The organism is Rhodococcus sp. NPDC049939, from assembly GCF_040656415.1.
Lineage (GTDB): Bacteria > Actinomycetota > Actinomycetes > Mycobacteriales > Mycobacteriaceae > Rhodococcus_F.
In genome coordinates this window covers 956591-977256 of record NZ_JBFAMC010000001.1, presented here as the reverse complement: position 1 = coordinate 977256, position 20666 = coordinate 956591, and the positions used below count along the sequence as shown (strand labels likewise).

Sequence of the window (20666 nt, the reverse complement as noted above, 5' to 3'; positions counted from 1 at the left end):
TATCGTCGAAGCGATTCCCGGCGGCCAGTTGAGACCCGAGAACGTCGGCCACTGCGACGCCAGGACGCAGAGACGCACGACACGCCAATCGTGAACGATACCGGTAGCGCCACCACGGGGTCAAAATCACTCAGCGAGGGCGGCGGCCAACTGTTCGACCGCCCACGTCAGCTCGTCACGTTCGATCACCAACGGCGGTGCTATGCGGATCGTTCCTTCGTGAGCGTCCTTCGCGAGAACCCTTCGCGTGAGAAGTCGTTCACAGACCACCCGCGCGGGCGGCATGCCGTCAGCCAGTTGTACACCCGCCCACAACCCGCGTCCCCGCACCTGAGATACCTGGGCGGGCGGCAGTTGCGACAACATGCTGTGCAGGTAGGTACCCAGCTCGCGGCTTCGTTGCTGATACTCACCGGTCTCCAGCAACTCCACCACTGCGCTACCCACCGCGCACGCGAGCGGGTTGCCGCCGAACGTGCTCCCGTGCTGGCCCGGACCCAGAACCGACATCACCGACCAGTCTGCGACTACCGCCGAGACCGGCATCAAACCACCTCCGAGCGCCTTGCCCAGAACGTAGAGATCAGGCTTCACGTTCTCGTGATCACACGCGAACGTGTCGCCAGTTCGCCCCAGACCACTTTGGATCTCGTCAGCGATCAACAGGATGCCACGTCGCGTGCAAATGTCGCGGACGGCCGCCAGGTAGCCCGGCGGCGGCACCAGAACACCCGCCTCACCTTGGATCGGTTCGAGGAGTACCGCCACGGTGTCGCTGGTGATCGCGGACTCGATCGCGGCTGCGTCACCGAATGGCACGGAAACGAATCCTGGCGGGTACGGCCCGAATCCCGTGTATGCGTCCGGATCGGACGAAAACCCCACGATCGTGATGGTACGACCGTGGAAGTTGCCGGCACACGTGATCACCTTGGCTTGCCCGGGCGGCACACCCTTGACGTCGTAGCCCCATTTCCGTGCCAGCTTCAGCGCCGTCTCGACGGCCTCCGCGCCGGTATTCATCGGAAGGACGGCTTCCTTGTCGCACATCCTGCTCAGGTCCTCGCAGAAGGAGGCGAAACGGTCGTGCTGAAACGCGCGGCTCGTCAGGGTGAGTCGGCCGAGTTGTTCACGCGCCACCCGCACCAGGGTGGGGTGCGCATGACCGAAATTAAGTGCCGAGTACCCAGCCAGCACGTCCAGATAATCGACACCGTCGATTCCCTTGACCCACGAGCCGAGGCCCGACTCGATCACGACCGGCAGTGGGGCGTAATTGTGCGCGCTGTGCTCATCTGCCCTTTTCAGCTGCACCCTCGTGGAATCCGCCACGGGAGAGGTACCGTCCTGCATAGCTTCTCACCCCTGATTCGCGTCGGCACAGAGTTCGCGGAAGCCGCGTAATTCCAGAGTGCAGCATTTGATTCCGCCCCCCGACTTGAGAAACTCCGAATAGTCCAGCGGCACGGGTTCGTATCCGCGATCGGACAACTGTTCCGCGAGATGCACGGCCTGCTGGGGTAAGACCACATTGATTCCGTCGCTCACCAAGTTGAGCCCCAGCCATTCGGTATCCGACTCGGCGGCTATCACCGCATCCGGAAACATGGACGCGAGCCGTGCGCGGCTCTCAGGGGAGAAAGCTGCGGGCAGATAGGCAATGGTGGAGTCGTCGAGCACGCCCAGAGCGGTATTGAGGTGGTAGTAGCGCGGGTTCACCAAGTTCAACGTGATCACCTCTCGGTTCAGGTGCGCCGCCGCCTCGGCATGTGACCGCGCGTCTGACCGGAACCCTGTTCCGCCGAGGATCACATCACCGACGACGAGAAAATCGCCCTCGCCCTCGTTCACGTATCGCGGCAGCGTCGGCCTGATCAGCCCGTTGCGCCGAAACCACCGGAACACGTGGTCCGCCTCGGCGCGCCGCTCAAGGGATCGGTAGCGCGCGCCGAGAGCCACGCCGTCGACGACGAGCCCGCTGTCTGTCACGAACACCATGTCCGGCAGTCCCTGAACCGCCTCGATGGTCAGGACTTCGTGTCCGAGTCGCCGGTAGGTGTCTACGAGGGCCATCCATTGCGACATCGCACGATCACGATCCACCGGCTCCCCGGGGCGCATCCAGTCGTTGATGGCGTAGACGACATCGAAGTACGTGGGCGGGCACATCAGGTAGCTCCGCGTACGAGCGTGCCGGACCTCGCGGGTGCCAACGTCTCGCTCCTGAGCACGCCCCTCGTGCGCGTGTTCTGACTCGATAGCAGAGGGCGCCATCTCCACTCCCCTCGATCGATGTCGTTGAGACCAGTATCTGCGCATCGAAAAGCCTGAACAATGCGCTAATATTGTCTCATATGAGTGATTCGTTGCGTTTGGACAACCAAGATCGGTTGATCGTTGCGCTGTTGGAACGCAACGCACGGTCCAGCTTCGTAGCAATCGGTGCCGAGGTAGGGCTATCCGCCCCCGCAGTGAAGCGCCGCGTGGATCGCTTGGTCGCCTCCGGCGTGATCACCGGATTCCATGCGGCGCTCGACGCCCGCGCACTCGGCCACGATGTCGAGGCATTCGTGGAGTTGCACTGCAGCGGACGTACCTCCGCCGCGGAGATCGCGCGGATCGTTTCCCGGCACCCCGAGGTCCTCGAGGCGTACACCGTCACAGGCGACGCCAACGCCCTGCTCCGAATACGCACCACCGACACCGCTCATCTGGAAAGGACACTCGAGAATCTGCGGTCCGAGCCAGCGGTGCTCCAGACCAAGAGCAGTGTCGCCCTGAGCCGACTGATATCGCCTGCAGGCTGATCGATCGTCACTTCCTGTAAGACACGAGTGCCCCGGCGGGTTGCTCCGCCGGGGCACTTCCGATCAAGTGAGAGAATCACTGCTGCCAGGTAGCGGCGTTTCTTTGTTCCGCAGCCAGCATGTCGTTGGCACCCTGTTCTACGACCTTCGCAATCTGCTGCAGCGTTTGGAGCAGATCGTCGTGAGAGCGGTCCCACCTCGACTGAACCTCTTGATAGGAGATCTGCGCCTCGCCGTTCCACTGCGACACGAGACCCTGCACGTAGCTCTGGAGCTCGTCGTGGGTTTCTCGCAGCGCGCTTTCGTTCGACCTGATATCGCTAGCGAGCGACTGCAACTCGGCAAATCCATACTTCATTCGGCACTCCTCTTGAGCCTTGTAGTTGTTCGCAGAGCGGGCAGTCTAGAGATTGAGAGATCCCGAAGCCCCGGCCGCATGGATTGCATCCTGGTTGGCCTGCTCGGTTGCGTCGTAGCCCTTCTTGTTCTCGCGGATCTTCATCGCGATCTCATCTAGGGAGGCGTGCATACGGCTCGAAGCATCTCCATATCGAACCATCAGATCCATGAAAGCCTTCTGCGCTCCACCCTGCCAGGACGCAGCGGATTCATCGCAGCGAGTCTTGAGACGGCTGATCGCGCCCTGCAGTTGACTATTCACCGTCTCGACATGATTGACCGCGGCCTCCATCTGTTGGACGTCGGTCTCGAGATTCCCCATTGTGTCTCCTTCTGTCTCTCGGTGCGGCGGCCCCCACTGGACTGCCCGATCCACCGCTACACAAGATTGGACGCATCAGCCGCCCAATCGGTTCCACCACTGTGGAAGATTCCCTCGCCAAGAGAAACATCGTCGATCACTCAGCGATGGCCAGCGACCGCACGACCTCCTCGCATTCGCGTAAGATCGACTCCCAGTCCCCGCTCGAGAACTGACATCCGACGCTCACCTGCCGACCGCGTTCGACGAGAACGTGCCATGTCACCGATGAACTCTCGTCGGGAAACTCACTGTACGAGACGCCGGGACGGCCTCCGAAGACGACATCGCGTTCCACTGCCCCGAACAGATCGGAACGGTCGTGTTGCGCAATCTTTTCCGACAACGTCGCGGCGACTTCATCGTAGCCGGCACCATCCCGAACCGCGTTCTGCATCAGAATGATTCGCCTGTCCGGTCCGGTGCTCGGTATCAGCTCCACCCGCATTCCCGCCTCCGTCGGCAGAGACGGTTCTCGCTGTGACCATCCGTACGGCAGCGTCACGCGAATGCCGTCCAGGTCGAGATCCGTAGCCCCGGCAACCGGAGCACCGCCGGCGTCGGCGCTCGAGTTCGCGGTAGACGTTTCGGGTACCGCATTTGCATCCAAGGCGAGTACCGACTCAATCGCCCGGTCGGACTGAGCGACCGCGACTACCGCCCCGAGAACGACGGCCGACACGGCGGCTACAGCCGCAAAGATCGGCCACGGACGAGTCCGACGACTTCGTTCGGATCGTTGCAATGCCGGCCCGAGCCAGTTGGATTGCGGCACAGTCATCATCGGCGAACCGGCCATTCCGTCTCGGATGCCTGATTCGAGTGCGCGGGCTATCGCGTCACCGGGGATGCATTCGACCTGGACACTCGAGGTGAACTCGGCGCGCGCGGCGTCGCGAATCGTCTCCCAACTGGTCGGGTCGAAAATGCCCGTGACGAGGATTCCGTCGACCAGGCGATCACCGCAAGTCCGCTTGCCGAGCTCCACGATCGGCTCAGCCTGCCCGTCCAACGCCTCTGCGGCGCAGAGTGTCGGATCGTGCTCACACTTGACGATCCGGTATCCACCGGGCTCGCCAACCACGTAACTGGCAGTTACGCCCACCGCCCGGCATTCGATCACCACCCACCGACCTCCGAGGGCCGAAGCGCTCTCGGCGGCCGCGACCGCCACGGGCACCACGGCAGTGCCGGCCGCGACCCTTGCCCCCACATCCGAGAAAGCACTCCGTTTCGCGGAACCCCACTCGGACGGACAAGAAAGCACTACGGTCTCGATCGGCGGCGGCTGCCCGACGGCGTCGATTCCGAAACGCAAGACCGCGGTGAGCGCATCCGACACCTGAGCGACGCCTCCGTCGACATCGACATACTCGTCATCGACGAAGCACAAGGGCGTCATCTCATGGTCGGACTCGGCGGCCGCGAACGCCGATACCGATCCGTCGCTCCCGGCGCGAACCGTGGGAAATGTCGCTGCCGATGTATTCCGGCTGCAAGACCACATTCCGCATTCGGTCAGGTGAATCGCAACCGTCGACGTCATGTCGGGGGCATCCACGCGATCTGGACGAGACCGGTGCCGCCCCGGGTCACCAGGGTGCCACGGCCCGGAGGCATGGCACTCGCGCGCACCGTTCCGAGGAGGTTGCCTTCGTCACGGCTGCCACTCATCACCAGACCCGCGGACACCAGATCACGCATCCGCGCGATCACAGGCTCGTACAGTGCACGCGCCGCGCCGCCGGAGCGTCGCGCGATGATCAGGTGGAACCCGATATCCCTTGCATGCGGCAAATATTCGACGATCGCCGCGACAGGATTCCCGCTGGATGTCACAACGAGGTCGTAATCGTCGACGACAACGAATATCTCCGGACCCGTCCACCAAGATCGGTCCCGCAGTTGTTGCTGGCTGACATCCGCGCTCGGCATGCGTGACTGCAACACACGTGCGAGATCGTTCATGTTCGTCGTCAACAGGTCTGACGACGGAGCGTACGCAGCCAAGTGCTCGGATTCGACGACCCCGAGCATCGTGCGTCGGTAGTCGCCGACAATGATCTTCGCCTGCTTGCCGGTGTTCGAGGCCATGATGCCTTCGCAGATGTTGCGCAGCAGCGTGGTCTTTCCGCATTCGCTGTCGCCGAACACCAGGAAGTGCGGTTGCTCGGCGAAGTTCAGGAACGTCGGCGCAAGCTCTGCCTCGTCGAGGCCGATGGGGATCTGCAGATTCTTGCGCTCACGGTCGACGTACGACGGCCACGACCCCGCCGCGCGGAGCACGTCCTGGCGTGCGATCTGCTCCGGCAGCATGCGTACTGCAGGCGCGTGCCTACCTTCCGTTGCTGCGCTGAGAGACGACACCGCTTGTGCAACACCCGATGCCAGGTCGTTCGGGTCTGAGCTTCCGTCGAATCTCGGCAGGCCGATCATCAGGTGCAGACCGTCTCGTGTCATGCCGCGGCCGGGCCTGCCCTCGGGAACGAGTGCCGCCGCCTTGCGACCGAGATCGGAGTCGGACGGATCACCGAGTCGCAACTCGATCCGAGTTCCGAGTTGATCCTTGAGTGCGGGCCGGATCTCACCCCATCGCGAAGCGGTGAGCACAACGTGCACACCGTACGACAAACCTTGGGTCGCCAGGTTGGTGATTTGCTGTTCGAGTGCCTCGAATTCCTGCCGGATACTGCCGAAGCCGTCGATGACGAGGAAAACGTCTCCGAACGGATCCTGAGCGACCCCTGCCACGGCAGCACTGTCGGGCTCAGCCGCCCGCAGTCGCCGGAACTCGGCCATCGACTCGACGCCCAGGTCGCGGAAGCGCTCCTCGCGCTGCCGCACGATAGTGCCCATCTCCGCGACGGTGCGACGAACCCGGTCGACATCGAGTCTGTTGGCAACCGAACCGACGTGCGCGAGGTCCGCCAAACCGGCCAGCGTTCCGCCACCGAAGTCGAGGCAGTAGAACTGGACCTGCTCTGCGGAGTGCGTACCTGACAGCGACATGATCAAGGTGCGGATCGCGGTCGACTTGCCCGACTGCGGCCCACCGACCACCGCCATGTTGCCTGCCGACCCGGACAGATCCACGATGAGCGGGTCGCGCCGCTGGTCGTAGGGGCGGTCGATGATGCCTATCGGCGTACGCAGCGAGCTGAGTGCAGGAACCGGTTCGGTGAGTACGGACCTCGGAAGCAGCTGGTCGAGTGTCGGTGCCTCGTCAAGCGGCGGGAGCCACACTTCGTGCGCCTTCGTCCCGTGATTCCTGACCCGCTCGACCACAACGTCGATGGTTGTTCTCGTCTCAGCCGGCATCTCGGTCTGGTCGAAGACCTGCGGTTCGGCGGGGATGTCGACGACATCGACAGCGACAGGCGAGGCGGTGAAGATCTTGGGGCGCATTTCGACCGTCGCGCCACCCGAGTGTTGTGTGCCTACAATTCGTTCACCCTCGTATGTTCCGGACACGTAGGACGCTTGGAAGCGAACGATCTCCGCCGAGTCGCACTTGAGGTACCCGGCACCTGGTGCCGCGGGCAGATGATAGGCGTCGGGAACGCCAAGCACCGTGCGTGATTCGTTGGCCGAGAAGGTCTTGAGCCCTACGCGGTAGGACAGGTGGCTGTCGAGTCCGCGCAATTTCCCCTCTTCGAGGCGCTGACTCGCCAGGAGCAGGTGGATGTGAAGCGATCGGCCGAGTCGCCCGATGGCGACGAACAGGTCCGCAAAGTCAGGCTGCTGGCTGAGCAACTCGGAGAACTCGTCCACCACGATGAACAGGGCGGGCAGCGGATCGAGGTCGGCGCCGGCCTGCCGTGCCTTCTCGTACTCGGTGACGTTGGCGAAGTTGCCCGACGAACGGAGAAGTTCCTGGCGCCGGTTCATCTCCCCGGCGAGTGCGTCCCGCATCCTGTCCACCATGGCCAGTTCCTCGGCCAGGTTGGTGATGACCGCGGCGACGTGTGGTGCGTCCTCGAGACCGAGGAAGGTCGCGCCGCCCTTGAAGTCGACGAGGATGAGGTTGAGAGCATCAGGAGAATGCGTCGCGATGAGCCCGAGCACCAATGTTCGCAGGAATTCGGACTTACCCGATCCGGTGGCACCGATACACAGGCCGTGCGGACCCATCCCGTTTTCTGCGGACTCCTTCAGGTCGATCTCGACAGGTTGACCGTCGACGCCCAAACCGATCGGAACCCGGAGCCGATCCCGTCCCTGCCTGGGAAGCCACGCGTGGTCTGGGTTGAGGCGACCGACATCGCCTACACCGAGCATCTGGCTCCAAGTCTGAACGGGCTGATCGTCGTCTCCGGCATCGACTGTCGTCTGCGATGGCGTGCGGTATGGCGCAAGACGCCGGGCCAAGGTCTCCGCCTGATGCGCACTCACCAGGTCCGCTGAGGCGAACATCTCCACACCCGTCCCACTTCGGGCACCGATGGAGCCGTCCTCGGCCACCAACTGCAGTCCTCGCGTAGCGGTCAGCCGTGGACAGAAACCGCTGATGTCGAGGACGGTCGTGGACTCCACTCCACCGTCGGTGATCAGTCCGGACTCCCCCTCGAGAATGCCGCCGTCCACGACGATCACAACCTGAGGGACACCTGGCGCAGCAGGCGCATTGCGCGAAAAACGACTTCGTATCGACAACTGGGGGCCGAGCGCCGATTCGAGTTCGAGGATCGATCCGTAGATCATGCGAGAGGAGCCGACACCGTCGGAAGACTCCGGATGCTGCGCGTGGGGTAGCCATTTGGCCCAGTCCCACTCGCGTTCCGTGTCGGGCCCACACACGACTGCGACCAAGAGGTTGTCCGGCCCGTGAAATGCACACAACTGCATCAGCATCGACCGGACCAGGGATCGTGCGGTGGCTCGCTCACCTTCCACCGAGATCGCGGCGAATCCACGTAGCGAGACTGCCGTGGGTAGATCCTGAACCACCGAATGCGCGCGGACGAACCGACGCAACGACACCGCCGATACCGGTTCGAGGTCCTCGACCGGTCCGGTCTCCGGGGCGATCAGACGGGTCGCGAGCCTCTGACTGCCCCGGCCCACCCGCACGTGGCAGTAGTCGGGATCGGTGGTACGGCGCTCCCACATGCGCGCCGTGCCCGCAATCGTCCACAACAGACCGGGTTCGGGATGGCTCCAGTCGAGCGCCTTGCGCTGTTGCTCGCCAGTCGCGTTGACATCTTGTCGCAGTTGGTCGAGGTAGCGAAGATAGTCCTTGCGATCTTCGTTCGCCTCGGAGGCTTTGGGCCCGCTGCGGCCACCACTGGCCAGCATGCCGAGCATCGACACCATCATCATGATGGGAAACAGCATCGACATCGGGTTTCGGGCGATCCCCGATGTGAACATCAGTGCGACCATCCCGACCATGGCCACAACCATCACGACGGGCAGGAGTTTGGTGACGAGGTTGCCGGGGACGAGGCGTGGAATCTCCGGGGGAGCCTGCAGGCTTACTTCGCCACCTGGAATGCGCGGGATCTCGCGGCGCGCCTTGCGCACGAACCGAATTGTGCTCACTTGCCCAGTCCCCCCATAGTCAACCGACCACGACCTGGCAACGGATCCGAACCCGGTAACCGCAGACGCTCCCTGTTGCCGAGCCGCGATGTCAGAGGTTAGTCCATGGCAGACGCTCCGCACACCGGAGGTCCTTCGGTAGTGTGCGGGGCCCTGCAGCAGTACTTACTGGTGGCCACGATCGCCGTCGAGTAGGGTTCCCGTGATCAAATCGGGCGACGATCAGTGAACGATCGTCGATCGTGTCGCATCGGTGCAACGGGTTGTCGCGTCGGAAGAGTTGGGGGAATTTCAGTTGTCCATCACCCATGACCAATCGCGGGGGGCTCCGTCTTCCGTCCGCCCGAGCGCCGCCACCGACTTGTGCCGGATCACGGTGCTGTCGACACATTCGCAGGTCGACATGGCCGTGCCGTCCGGCGTGCCGCTCGCCATCCTCATTCCTGGGATCGTCGACACCATCCGCAGCCATCGCAGCACCAACGACTTCGATGACTCACTCGAGGAGTACGAACCCAGCGAGTGGGTGCTCGCGAAGATCGGGCAGTCACCGTTGTCGACCACCCTGACTTTGCATGAGCACGGAATTCGTGACGGCGACCTGTTGATTCTGGAGAGTGTGCAGGCCAGCGCGCCAGCTCCTCTCTTCGACGACATCATGTACAACGTCGCAATCGCCGACGCCGAGGGGGACCGCGAGTGGACCCGAGGCGCCGCCCGGGCCGTCGGCTCCATCGCTGCAGTGCTCGCCACAGTCGTCGGTTCTTTCGCACTCCTGTGGTCCGAGGCCGGGACGAAAGGGTTCCTCGGAGCGGGTTGCGCTCTGCTTATGGCAATCCTGTTCCTGATCGCCGGAGCCGTCACAGGTCGCGTTTATGGTGACGCAGCAAGCTCTGTCGTCCTCAGCGGGTGCGCTGTTCCACTCGCGTTCGCCGCGGGCATGCTCTTCGTGCCCGGCGACCTCGACGCCCCACACGCCCTACTCGGACTCGTTCTGGCGGGCAGCACCGCAGTCCTTGCGCTGAGGCTGGGCGGCGTCGGACTGAGGTTGTTCACCGGGTTGTCGGTTTTCTCCCTGTTCGGTTCTGCCGCCGCGCTCGTGGCCACACTGACGGAAAGCTCGGTGGCCGCGGTCGGAGCTGGCGTCGTTGCGGCCGCATTGATCGGCCTGGCTTTCTCCGCGCGAGTGTCGATCCTGCTCGCGAAGCTTCCCCTTCCGCCGGTCCCCGCGCCGGGCACTCCGGTCGATCCCTCCGAGGCCTCTCCGGACGACGACGTGACGATGCCCTCGTTCGAATCCATCGCGCAACGCGCGGCGCGTGGCCGCCAGTACCTCACGGGTCTGGTCGGTTCGATGACAGCTCTCGCCGTGGTAGGCGCGTTGATGGCCGTCCACCCCGGGACGCAATCCGGGATCTCGTGGGCGGGTGTATCACTTGCCGCCGCGACGGCTGCCACCTTGATGTTCCGAGGACGTACCTACAGCAGCGCCGAACAGGCTGTCCCGCTGATCGCCGGGGGGGTACTGCTCCTGACTCTGTTGCTCACCGCCGCAGCAGTTGCCGTGCCCGGCGCGGCTATCGCGTTGTTCGGCGCCGCAATCGCATTTGCTGTGGGTGCGCTGGTATTGGGAATCCTCGCTCCGCGTCGCGAATTCTCGCCCGTGATGCGGCGAGTCGCCGAGTTGATCGACCTCGCATTGATCGCATCGATCGTTCCCCTGGTGTGCTGGGTGACCGGTCTCTACTCGCTGATGCGTGGACTGTGAGGCGCCGGCGCACCCACCTCGTCCTGGCCACGGCGATACTGTCGGTCGCCGCAATCATCGGCCAAGGCGGGGCTTCCGCGGTAGTTCCCGCCCCCATCGACGTCGACCTCGTGCCGCCACCGGACACCACGCCCGTCGAGCAACGTCGCCCGTGCGCGGGCGCAGTGAACGTACCGGACGGCCCGGACGTCCAAGTCTCTCAACGCGACCTCGACTTCGAGTCCGTGTGGCCCATCACTCGGGGAGCAGGCCAGATCGTCGCGGTCATCGATACCGGCGTCGCACCGCACCCTCGTCTTCCCGATCTCATTGACGGCGGCGACTTGGTGGCAAACGAGACCGGGACGACCGATTGCGACGCGCACGGGACGCTCGTCGCCGGCCTTATCGGCGCCAAGCAGGTTCCCGGTTCAGGCTTCTCGGGTGGCGCGCCGGATTCCCAGATCCTCACCATCCGGCAAACGAGCAGCGCATACAGTCCCAAGGGCCGGATCGACGAGGTCGACAATGCGGGAAACTCGGTCGGCGGGTACGGGAATGTGGTGACGATGGCCGCGGCGATCCGGCGAGCGGCAGACAGGGGAGCCACCGTAATCAACATCTCCGAAGTTGCCTGCAAGACGGCCGCCGAAGGAATCGGCAGCGGGGACCGGTATTTGGGTTCCGCCGTCAAATACGCCGTCACGGTGAAAGACGCGGTTGTCGTTGCTGCGGCGGGCAACCTCGATCCCAGCGGATGCAAGATCCAGAATCCCCCGGTCGACCCACTTCGGCCGGACGCCGACCTGTGGGACTCGGTCAGCACGATCGCGACTCCCGCATGGTACGACGACTACGTCCTCACCGTCGGATCCGTCGACCCGAATGGATCGCCGAGCAGCTTCAGCCTGGCTGGTCCGTGGGTCGACGTTGCCGCCCCGGGGACTGGCATCACGTCGCTGCATCCGACCACCGACGCCCTGACGAACACCACATACTCCGCGCAGGGCACTGCGCAGGCGGTGGACGGGACCAGCTTCGCAGCCCCCTATGTCTCGGCGACGGCCGCGCTCGTCCGATCGCGATTCCCACATCTGTCCGCGCAGCAGGTCATGGCCCGGATCGAAGCCACGGCCCACGCCCCTGCAGAAGGGTGGAATCCGTTGGTCGGCCACGGCATCATCAACCCACTCGCGGCGGTTACCGCCAATGTTCCACTCGAAGGAGTTGCGCTCCAGGAGCCTCGCTCGGTCGAGATCGACGCCCTTCCGCCAACCATTCCCCCTGACAATCGACCCCGCGACGTCGCGTTGGCGACCGCTGGAACCCTCAGCGCTCTGCTCGTAGTCGGCGTACTGGCATCGTTCCCGATCCGTCGGCGACTCCAGTCCAAGTCCGCGCGGAACTGAACGCCACAAACCCCGGACATTTTTCGGGCCGGCACCGATATCGGTGCCGGCCCGAACGTCTTCCCCGTCTCAGTTGGACGCGACGGGCGCGGGGCGAAGGTCGGGGGCTACCCCGTCGTGTGCAACCAGAGCCGAGGACTTCCCCAGCGACGGTCCCTGAGCCAAGAGCCCGAGGATCTGCCAGGGAGCGACAGGTTGCGGGCCCACCATGCCCAATGCCTTCGCGGATTCTTCATCCGGGATACCGAATCTGACGCCCGTGTCCGCAACGAAGAAGCTGCTGTCGCGCCGCGTACTGGTCGGCTCGATCCCCGTAGATTGGACGAAGCCACTCGCACCGGGTTCAACGTACACGTAGTCCGCGTTGTCACCGCTGTCGTCGGCCTGCGCCAGTCTGACCGGGCGAGCGTCGTTCGGGATCGGTAGCGTACGTCCGGCAAAGAGGGCCAACTCGGCTGCGGGACCACGCGACTCGGAGTCGTCCGGCGCACGCAGCGGCTTCCAGCTCATACAACTCACAGGGCTTTCAGATGCGTCGACGACCTTTGGAGCCGACTTCGGAAAGTCGGCCACCGCGAGCTGCTCCACCGACGGAATCCGATTGATGGCATCGGGTGAGACGCTGGACATCTCCGTGTCGCCTTGGGAGTCCGAAAGGAAGATCAGGTTCGCGACAGCTGAGCTGATCTTCTGGATTCCGTCACGGAGAACAACGTAGTACGAGGTCTCGGAAGAGAGCCTGGACATGAAGACCGAGCCCACGACCTTGTCCTGCAAAGCGAACCGAGGCTGATCACCCGCCCCCGGAATGACCGGGGCCACGAGTGGGGGCACCTCGGGAACGGCGTTGACGAAGCCCACACTGACCGGCCGTGGCCGTGTCCCCTCGAGATCCAGCGCACGGGTGACCGCCGGATCATCGAGATCGATTCTCGCCCGCTTGCCGTCGTACAGCAGGTACGTCGCGTCGGCGGTCGAGACGAGTAACCCCTGATTCCCGGCGAGCACTGAGCCGCCGTCCGTATCTTCTCTCTCGCCGACGATGACCGATGTCGTGACGGAACGATGTCCGTCCTCGGCAATCGAATCACATACGGTCCAAGGGGTCTTCGCTCCGGGATCGCTGGTCGGCAATGCCGACGGCGCGCCGGGGATTCCGACGAGTGCTCCGCGTGGCCGCGTATCGATCTCGGATTCCTTGACGATTACGGGGGACTCGGCCTTGCCGACGATCAACCGAGCGGAGGCGAGGTTGAGCACGGGCCGAAGCGTGTCCCCCATCGCAACGAACATGGCGCCCGAATCCTTGGCGACGACAATCGATGCGTTACCGATCTTGTCCTGGGGACGGAACAGTGCCAGCGCGGCACAGGCGGCGAGTCCGAGTGAGGCGATCACGACTCCCACGGCAAGCGCCCGCGACTGAGACCGCATTGGGTCGTGCAGCATGCGTACGTCACGCCGTATCAGTGCGTGTTCCATCCGCCTGACCAGAAAGCGGTACCCGTTGACCTGCCACCGGGTGGTAGGTGTTGATGCCATTGTTCCTCCCCCGTACTGCGCTGCGCTCGAGGTGACACAGTACAGTTCCCTCGAAAGTCTTCACGGCGGACGGTAGCGGTCTGCTGGTTCAGGTAGTTGGGGAGGGGACCGTGGACCGTTCGCTTGTCAGACATCGGCCTTTGTCGCATCGGTTTTCGGCAAGCACCGTGATCATCGCGCAGTTGGTGGCCATTGCGGGGTCCGCACTGGCCACATTCTTCGGGCTGGTGTGGTGGGGTGCGCTGGCTATTGCCGCCGTGCTCTTCCTCGTGACGCTCGTCCCGATAGGGGGCCGGTCGTGCGATGACTGGCTCCGCACCTTGTGGCGCTACTTGACCAAACCTGAGCAATCGACTCCCCGAACGGTCAGCTTCCAGGGTCCAACAGGCCTGTCCATCGGACTCCGCTGGGAGGGTGGGAGCGTGGTCGCGGTCGTCGAAGTCCTTCCACCCGCGGGGAGCCTGACCCAGATCACCCGCGACAAGTTCGAGATGACGCACGCGCTTCCCACCGATGCACTTGCGGAGTGCCTTCAGCAACACGACATCTCGTTGAGCGGAATAGACATCGTCAGCCACGGATATCGCACCGCCCCCGGTACCCCGGCCACCGAAGTCTACGAGAAACTGGTGGGCCCGCTGCCTGCGACCGCAACCCGGATGGTGTGGCTGGCCCTGCGGTTCGACGCCACCGAGAGCACCGAGGCCGTAGCCAAGCGAGGCGGGGGCGAAGAAGGCGCCTCCCGCGCTATCACGATCGCCGCGACTCGCGTCGTTCGCGCGCTGGCCGAATCCGGCTGCCGTGCGCGAATCCTCACTGCACCGGAAGTCGACTCCGCCGCCTCGCAGATCAGCCGAGGCGTCGATCCGAAGACCTTCACGGAGAAGTGGAAGCATGCGCAGCTTCCCGGGGTGTCCAACACGGGCTACGGAATCGATCCCCTGTACCTGACGAGAGATTTGCTCGCCCAACTCTGGATTCCCGCCAGCCTCGGCACGACTGTGACGATCCGGCTCCGTCCCAGCGAAATCGACGGTCAGGTGAAGATCGGCGCAGCCTGCCGGGTAACGACCCGTACGATCCCCGAACCGCTCGCGATTGACGGACTCATCTCGATGCAGGGCCGCCACCGGGACGGTTTGCTGTCCAATCTTCCACTCGCCGTGTCCGATCTCGACGACGTGATGCCACTCGCCGACGTCCCCGTCGAGGAACTCCGTGCACTGCGGTTGCCACCCGCCGGCTGTGGCCAGCTCATCGGTTCCGATCACAACGGCTACGGAATCACAGCCCGTGTCGCCGGTGCCGGCGTCAGCTCGGTCTATGTCGCCGGCGAGCTGTATCTTGCTCAGCAATTGGTGTTCCGGGCTATCGCCACGGGGGCCCGAGTGCTCATTCACACCGCTCGCCCCGAGACGTGGTCATCGTTGATCGACTCGATCGCAACTCCGGACCGACTGCGGATCGCTGGTCGTAACGCACAATCGGACAACAGATTCAACACCGTGGTATTCGACGGCGTCGCTGCCTTTCAACCACGAGCGGGTGTCACCGCGATTTACCTCTACGGCGATCCCAGCCAGTGGCCGGGCGCAGAACCCGACCTGTCCATTGTCCAGCCGGACGCAATCGGTGACCGGATCCTACTCTCGACTGGGGGGACCAGCATTGAACTCATGCTGGTCACTATCTCCTCTGAGACTGCGTTCATCGGCCGACCGAGAGCTATGGACGAGTACCAACCGGCCTACCAGTTCCGCTAACCGGGGTAAGGGGCTCTCGCGCGTTGAACGCGTACGGACTCGGCCCACCACATCAGTTGGGCCAGCATACGATCCGCAGAATCGATTGCAGCACCGTCCGTGGTCTTCCCCTCGGCATCGAATTTCTTACGCACCTGGTGAAAGCTCACCGTCTGCCGTACCGACACCATGTGCAGTTCGGCAACCACCTGGCGTAGCTGCTCGGTAGCCCGGAGCCCACCCGATAATCCCCCGTACGACACGAATCCAATCGGCTTCGAGCGCCATTCGTACTTGACGCTGTCGAAAGCGGTCTTCAGCGCCGCCGGGTATCCGTGGTTGTACTCGGAAGTGACCGCAACGAATCCGTCGGCGCGTTCAACCCGATTCCGGAAGCGCTCAGTGACCGGCGAGTCCGCGAAGTCCTGCGGGAGCGGAGTTTCGGCGAGATCGATCACCCCCACGTCGAGCCCCTTGTGGGCACGAGCCCGTTCGACGAACCAACCGGCAACGACGGGGGCGATGCGACCCACTCTCGTGGATCCGACAATGATCTCCACCCGAATGGGTTCGATTGCGGTCACGTGCAGGCTCCTTCTCGCTCAGGTCATCATAGGTGCTGGATTCGTAGAATCCGCAACACCACAAGACTTTCCCTCAGTCGCCGCAACAACCGCCGGGCGCCGTCCGAACATCTCTGGTGATCTGATTGCGTGCCGCCAGATCCGCGTCGGCGGGATAGTCGACCCGCACAAGGGACAAACCGTGAGCAGGCGCTACCAGGATCGAACTCGACCGCGACTTCTCTCGTAGCAGGTCCTCGATCCACTCGATATCCCGGCGACCCTCCCCTACCGCAAGAACGGCGCCCACGAGGCTGCGCACCATCGACCAGCAGAACGCGTCCGCGCTGACGAACGCGGTGTATACGTCACCATCACGCTCCCATTCGAAGCGCTGCAGGTCACGAACAGTCGTCGCGCCCTCACGTCGTTTACAGAACGCGGCGAAATCATGTAGACCCAACAACTTTTCGGACGCTGTGCGCATCCGTTCGAGGTCGAGGACCTTTGGGTAGGACACGATGTCTCGGACCCTGAGGGGATCCGCGCCATACACCGCTGTGGTCAACCGGTACTCGTAATGCCTGCGCGTCGCTGAGAATCGCGCATCGAAGTGCTCAGGCGCAAACGAGACACGCTTGACGCGCACATCTTTCGGTAGGAAGCGCGCGAGCCTGCGAACCAACATGGAGGGGTCTTCCGGCAGCACATCGACCGGGACATCGACATGTGCAACCTGACCGGTGGCGTGAACCCCGGCATCAGTGCGCCCTGCGACTGTGAGTTGCAGGGGTGTGCGCAGGACCGTACCGAGTTTCTCCTCGATCTCCCCGCACACCGTACGCAGGCCGGCCTGACGAGCCCACCCGGAGAAGTTTGTTCCGTCATAGGAGATGTCCAGGCGCAATCGCTTGCTCTCATACGAAACGGGCCCGCCGTCCCCGGGCGGGACGACGGGCTCGCTCGATTCAGCGTCTGCCGAAACCAAGTGGACTAGTCCTTCTTGGCCTCGTCCGCCTCGGCCTCCTCGGCAGGAGCATCGGCGGCGGTGGCGGACTCGTCCTCGACGACCGCATCGGCCTTCTCGATTTCGGCGTCTGTCGCATCGGCCTCGACAGCCTCGACGACGTTCTCCTCGGAAGCACTTTCCTCGGCGGGAGCAGCGGCGGGCGCCTCCTTCGAAGCCTTCACGCGACGTGCGCGGTCAGCCTCGGAGGTGACGGTCTTCTCCTTGACGAGTTCGATGACCGCCATCGGAGCGTTGTCGCCCTTCCGGGGGAGCGTCTTGGTGATGCGGGTGTAGCCACCATCGCGATCGGCGTAGAACGGACCGATCTCCGCGAACAGGGTGTGCACGACATCCTTGTTGCGGATGACCTTGAGAACCTCGCGACGGTGAGCCAGGGTTCCAGCCTTGGCATGCGTAACGAGCTTCTCGGCATACGGGCGCAGAGCCTTTGCCTTGGACTCCGTGGTGGTGATACGACCGTGCTCGAAGAGCGCGGTGGCCAGATTCGCGAATATCGCTTTCTGGTGCGAAGCCGACCCGCCGAAGCGGGCACCCTTCTTGGGCTTGGGCATGATTTCTCCTAGTAAAGGACCGTGAGCTAGAGCTGTTCGGTCTCGGCGTAGTCCTCGGTGCCCTCGGAGTCACCGAAGGAACCGGTGTCCGTATCGCTCCACGTTCCGGTGGCCGCGTCGTAGCCGGCAACCGTGCTGGGGTCGAAGGACGCGGGGCTGTCCTTGAGGGCAAGGCCGAGCGAATGCAGCTTGACCTTCACCTCGTCGATGGACTTCTGTCCGAAGTTGCGGATGTCGAGCAAATCGGACTCGGTACGGCCGACAAGCTCACCGACGGTGTGAACACCTTCTCGCTTGAGGCAGTTGTAGGAACGGACCGTCAGGTCCAGGTCCTCGATGGGCAGTCCGAATGAGGCGATGTGGTCGGCCTCGGCGGGCGAGGGTCCGATCTCGATGCCTTCTGCCTCGACGTTCAGCTCACGGGCAAGGCCGAAGAGCTCAACCAGGGTCTTGCCTGCAGAAGCAAGCGCGTCCCGAGCAGTAATGGAATTCTTCGTCTCCACATCGAGCACGAGCCGATCGAAGTCGGTGCGCTGCTCGACACGGGTGGCTTCCACCTTGTAGGTGACCTTGAGCACCGGCGAGTAGATCGAATCGACCGGAATCCGGCCGATCTCAGCACCGGACGCCTTGTTTTGGACGGCGGGAACGTAGCCGCGGCCGCGCTCGACGACGAGCTCGATCTCCAGCTTTCCCTTGTCGTTCAGGGTGGCGATGTGCAGATCCGGATTGTTCAAAGTGACGCCTGCAGGGGGCACGATGTCGCCTGCCGTCACAGTGCCGGGGCCCTGCTTGCGGACGTACATGGTGACCGGCTCGTCCTCTTCGGAGCTCACAACGAGACCCTTGAGGTTCAAGATGATGTCGGTGACATCTTCCTTCACGCCGGGAACCGTGGTGAACTCGTGCAGAACGCCGTCGATACGGATGCTGGTGACAGCAGCGCCGGGAATCGACGAGAGCAGCGTGCGCCGCAGTGAGTTGCCGAGTGTGTACCCGAAGCCTGGCTCGAGGGGTTCGATGACGAACTTCGAGCGGTTGTCAGCGATGACCTCTTCGGTCAGCGTGGGCCGCTGAGAAATGAGCATTGGATTCCTCCTGTACGGGCGTCCGCTATTTGACGCCCACGATGGGAAAGGCGCACCACCTGTGCGGGGTCGAGGAGTTCGGAAACTCCCCGGCCACGCACAAGCACTGAAGTGCTACTTCGAGTAATACTCGACGATCAGCTGTTCCTGCAGCGGAACGTCGATTTGCGCACGCTCGGGAAGCTGGTGAACCAGAATCCGGAGACGTCCACCGACAACCTGCAGCCAACCCGGGATCGGGCGATCGCCCTGGGTCTCACGCGCGACCTGGAAGGGAAGCGTCGACAGCGACTTCTCCTTGACATCGATGATGTCGTATTGAGAGACGCGGTAGCTGGGGATGTCGACCTTCTTGTTGTTCACAAGGAGGTGTCCGTGGGTGACCAGCTGACGAGCCTGGCGACGAGTACGAGCCAGTCCCGCGCGGTACACGACGTTGTCGAGACGCGATTCCAGGATTTGGAGCAAGTTCTCACCGGTCTTGCCGGGGCGGTTGTTCGCCTCCTTGTAGTACCGACGGAACTGCTTCTCCATGACGCCGTAGGTGAAGCGGGCCTTCTGCTTTTCCTGCAGCTGGAGCAGGTACTCGCTCTCCTTGATCCGCGCGCGGCCGTGCTGGCCCGGCGGGTAGGGACGACGCTCGAACGCCTGGTCTCCTCCGACGAGGTCGACGCGCAGACGACGCGACTTGCGGGTAACGGGTCCGGTATAACGTGCCATTTTCTTCTACCTAATCCTTCCCGCTAGACCCTGCGCCGCTTGGGCGGACGGCAACCATTGTGCGGCTGGGGCGTGACATCGGAGATGGTGCCGACCTCCAGGCCTGCGGCCTGAAGCGAACGGATCGCTGTCTCACGACCCGAGCCGGGCCCCTTGACGAAGACGTCGACTTTCTTGACACCATGTTCTTGCGCCTTGCGGGCCGCATTCTCGGCGGCGAGCTGAGCGGCGAACGGCGTGGACTTACGCGACCCCTTGAACCCGACATGCCCCGAGGACGCCCAGGAAATCACGTTTCCGGTGGGATCGGTGATGGACACGATGGTGTTGTTGAACGTGCTCTTGATGTGAGCGGCACCGTGCGGGACGTTCTTCTTGTCCCTGCGACGCGCCTTCTGGGTCTTCTTGGGACCGGTGCTCCGTGACTTGGGTGGCATTACTTCGCCTTCTTCTTGCCGGCAATGGTGCGCTTCGGACCCTTACGGGTGCGGGCGTTGGTCTTGGTGCGCTGACCACGCACGGGCAGACCACGACGGTGGCGCAGGCCCTGGTAGCAGCCGATTTCAATCTTGCGTCGGATGTCGGCCTGGACCTCGCGGCGAAGGTCACCCTCGACCTTGAGCGACTCCTCGATGTACTCGCGGAGCTTGGCCAGATCCTCGTCCGAGAGATCCTTGCTACGCAGATCCGGGCTGACGCCGGTTGCGTCCAGGATCTCCTTGGAGCGGGTACGGCCGATGCCGTAGATGTATGTAAGCGCGATCTCCATCCGCTTTTCGCGGGGAAGATCGACACCTGCGAGACGTGCCATTGTGGCATCTCCTATCGGTGTGCGGAGGTCTGCTCCCAGTCCATCCCCTGTGCCTCTTCGAACGCCGACGGTCTTGCGACCGACAATGCTTCAACTAACTCAGTGGGGCCCCGGCCTCCGTGCCGAGGGTGAACCAGTACCTGCTCGTGAGCCGTGAGTGCTGGCTGGTGCTGGAAGGTCATCTTTTGCTTGTTGCCAAGCAGATCCTCGAAAAGAGGTGATCTAACCCTGACGCTGCTTGTGGCGCAGGTTCTCGCAGATCACCATGACCCGACCGTTACGACGGATCACCTTGCACTTTTCGCAGATCTTCTTGACGCTCGGCTGAACCTTCACGTCTTCTGATCTCCTGTTT

At 63.4% G+C, this 20666-nt stretch carries 19 protein-coding genes; 4 read left to right on the top strand and 15 right to left on the bottom strand.

The annotated features are described in order from the left end of the window. Window positions 1–126: 126 nt before the first annotated feature. Window positions 127–1353 carry an ornithine--oxo-acid transaminase gene (rocD, locus tag AB0I57_RS04405; RefSeq protein ID WP_358330335.1) on the bottom strand — a complete coding sequence of 409 codons (1227 nt, stop codon included), beginning with the start codon at window positions 1351–1353 and terminating at the stop codon, window positions 127–129. 6 nt (window positions 1354–1359) lie between these two features. Then, window positions 1360–2274: a dimethylargininase gene (gene ddaH, locus AB0I57_RS04400; protein WP_358330333.1), complete on the bottom strand. Its 915-nt coding sequence runs from the start codon at window positions 2272–2274 to the stop codon at window positions 1360–1362. An 80-nt stretch (window positions 2275–2354) separates the two neighbouring features. On the opposite strand from ddaH, the gene AB0I57_RS04395 reads away from it, so the two are divergent. Beyond that, window positions 2355–2807 (top strand): Lrp/AsnC family transcriptional regulator, encoded by a 453-nt coding sequence (locus AB0I57_RS04395; RefSeq protein ID WP_358330331.1) that lies wholly within the window; start codon window positions 2355–2357, stop codon window positions 2805–2807. 76 nt (window positions 2808–2883) lie between these two features. On the opposite strand, the gene AB0I57_RS04390 is transcribed toward AB0I57_RS04395, so the two are convergent. The 4 genes from AB0I57_RS04390 to eccCa all read right to left on the bottom strand — a co-directional run bounded on the left by AB0I57_RS04390 (window position 2884) and on the right by eccCa (window position 9108). After that, a complete protein-coding gene (locus tag AB0I57_RS04390; RefSeq protein WP_358330329.1) occupies window positions 2884–3165 on the bottom strand; it encodes a WXG100 family type VII secretion target in 282 nt (93 codons plus the stop codon). Window positions 3166–3210: 45 nt separating this feature from the next. Then, entirely contained in the window at window positions 3211–3528 is a 318-nt protein-coding gene (locus AB0I57_RS04385; protein WP_358330326.1) for a WXG100 family type VII secretion target, read from the bottom strand. 136 nt (window positions 3529–3664) lie between these two features. Then, window positions 3665–5113: a type VII secretion-associated protein gene (locus tag AB0I57_RS04380; RefSeq protein WP_358330323.1), complete on the bottom strand. Its 1449-nt coding sequence runs from the start codon at window positions 5111–5113 to the stop codon at window positions 3665–3667. Continuing rightward, window positions 5110–9108, bottom strand: coding sequence for a type VII secretion protein EccCa (gene eccCa, locus AB0I57_RS04375; protein ID WP_358330320.1), 3999 nt, complete (start codon window positions 9106–9108; stop codon window positions 5110–5112). The genes AB0I57_RS04380 and eccCa overlap by 4 nt, the downstream gene beginning before the upstream one ends. Before the next feature lie 253 nt (window positions 9109–9361). Between eccCa and eccD the strand changes: the two genes are divergently transcribed. Together eccD and mycP are read left to right on the top strand one after the other, a co-directional pair. Next, entirely contained in the window at window positions 9362–10876 is a 1515-nt protein-coding gene (gene eccD / locus AB0I57_RS04370) for a type VII secretion integral membrane protein EccD (protein ID WP_358330317.1), read from the top strand. Continuing rightward, window positions 10873–12264 carry a type VII secretion-associated serine protease mycosin gene (mycP, locus tag AB0I57_RS04365; RefSeq protein ID WP_358330314.1) on the top strand — a complete coding sequence of 464 codons (1392 nt, stop codon included), beginning with the start codon at window positions 10873–10875 and terminating at the stop codon, window positions 12262–12264. The genes eccD and mycP overlap by 4 nt, the downstream gene beginning before the upstream one ends. A gap of 69 nt (window positions 12265–12333) precedes the next feature. On the opposite strand, the gene eccB is transcribed toward mycP, so the two are convergent. Then, window positions 12334–13806, bottom strand: coding sequence for a type VII secretion protein EccB (gene eccB, locus AB0I57_RS04360; protein WP_358330311.1), 1473 nt, complete (start codon window positions 13804–13806; stop codon window positions 12334–12336). A gap of 110 nt (window positions 13807–13916) precedes the next feature. Between eccB and eccE the strand changes: the two genes are divergently transcribed. Beyond that, on the top strand, window positions 13917–15569 hold the full coding sequence (gene eccE / locus AB0I57_RS04355) for a type VII secretion protein EccE (RefSeq protein WP_358330308.1): 1653 nt from the start codon (window positions 13917–13919) through the stop codon (window positions 15567–15569). Here the strand turns inward: eccE and AB0I57_RS04350 are convergent. The 8 genes from AB0I57_RS04350 to rpmJ all read right to left on the bottom strand — a co-directional run bounded on the left by AB0I57_RS04350 (window position 15566) and on the right by rpmJ (window position 20647). Beyond that, window positions 15566–16132, bottom strand: a complete 567-nt coding sequence (locus AB0I57_RS04350; protein ID WP_358330305.1) for an NAD(P)H-dependent oxidoreductase — start codon at window positions 16130–16132, stop codon at window positions 15566–15568. The two genes, eccE and AB0I57_RS04350, sit on opposite strands and share 4 nt — an antisense overlap. 73 nt (window positions 16133–16205) lie before the next feature. Beyond that, entirely contained in the window at window positions 16206–17018 is an 813-nt protein-coding gene (truA, locus tag AB0I57_RS04345) for a tRNA pseudouridine(38-40) synthase TruA (RefSeq protein ID WP_358333131.1), read from the bottom strand. Window positions 17019–17104: 86 nt separating this feature from the next. After that, the gene (rplQ, locus tag AB0I57_RS04340; protein ID WP_358330302.1) at window positions 17105–17692 is read right to left on the bottom strand and encodes a 50S ribosomal protein L17; all 588 of its coding nucleotides are present in this window, start codon (window positions 17690–17692) and stop codon (window positions 17105–17107) included. Window positions 17693–17718: 26 nt separating this feature from the next. Beyond that, window positions 17719–18780, bottom strand: coding sequence for a DNA-directed RNA polymerase subunit alpha (locus tag AB0I57_RS04335; protein WP_070377856.1), 1062 nt, complete (start codon window positions 18778–18780; stop codon window positions 17719–17721). Between the two features lie 114 nt (window positions 18781–18894). Continuing rightward, entirely contained in the window at window positions 18895–19500 is a 606-nt protein-coding gene (gene rpsD / locus AB0I57_RS04330; RefSeq protein WP_358330298.1) for a 30S ribosomal protein S4, read from the bottom strand. 23 nt (window positions 19501–19523) lie between these two features. Next, window positions 19524–19937: a 30S ribosomal protein S11 gene (gene rpsK / locus AB0I57_RS04325; RefSeq protein WP_169647060.1), complete on the bottom strand. Its 414-nt coding sequence runs from the start codon at window positions 19935–19937 to the stop codon at window positions 19524–19526. Beyond that, window positions 19937–20311, bottom strand: a complete 375-nt coding sequence (rpsM, locus tag AB0I57_RS04320) for a 30S ribosomal protein S13 (protein WP_005239677.1) — start codon at window positions 20309–20311, stop codon at window positions 19937–19939. Before rpsM ends, rpsK begins: the two co-directional genes overlap by 1 nt. 222 nt (window positions 20312–20533) lie before the next feature. Further along, on the bottom strand, window positions 20534–20647 hold the full coding sequence (rpmJ, locus tag AB0I57_RS04315) for a 50S ribosomal protein L36 (protein ID WP_003938068.1): 114 nt from the start codon (window positions 20645–20647) through the stop codon (window positions 20534–20536). Window positions 20648–20666: the final 19 nt, after the last annotated feature.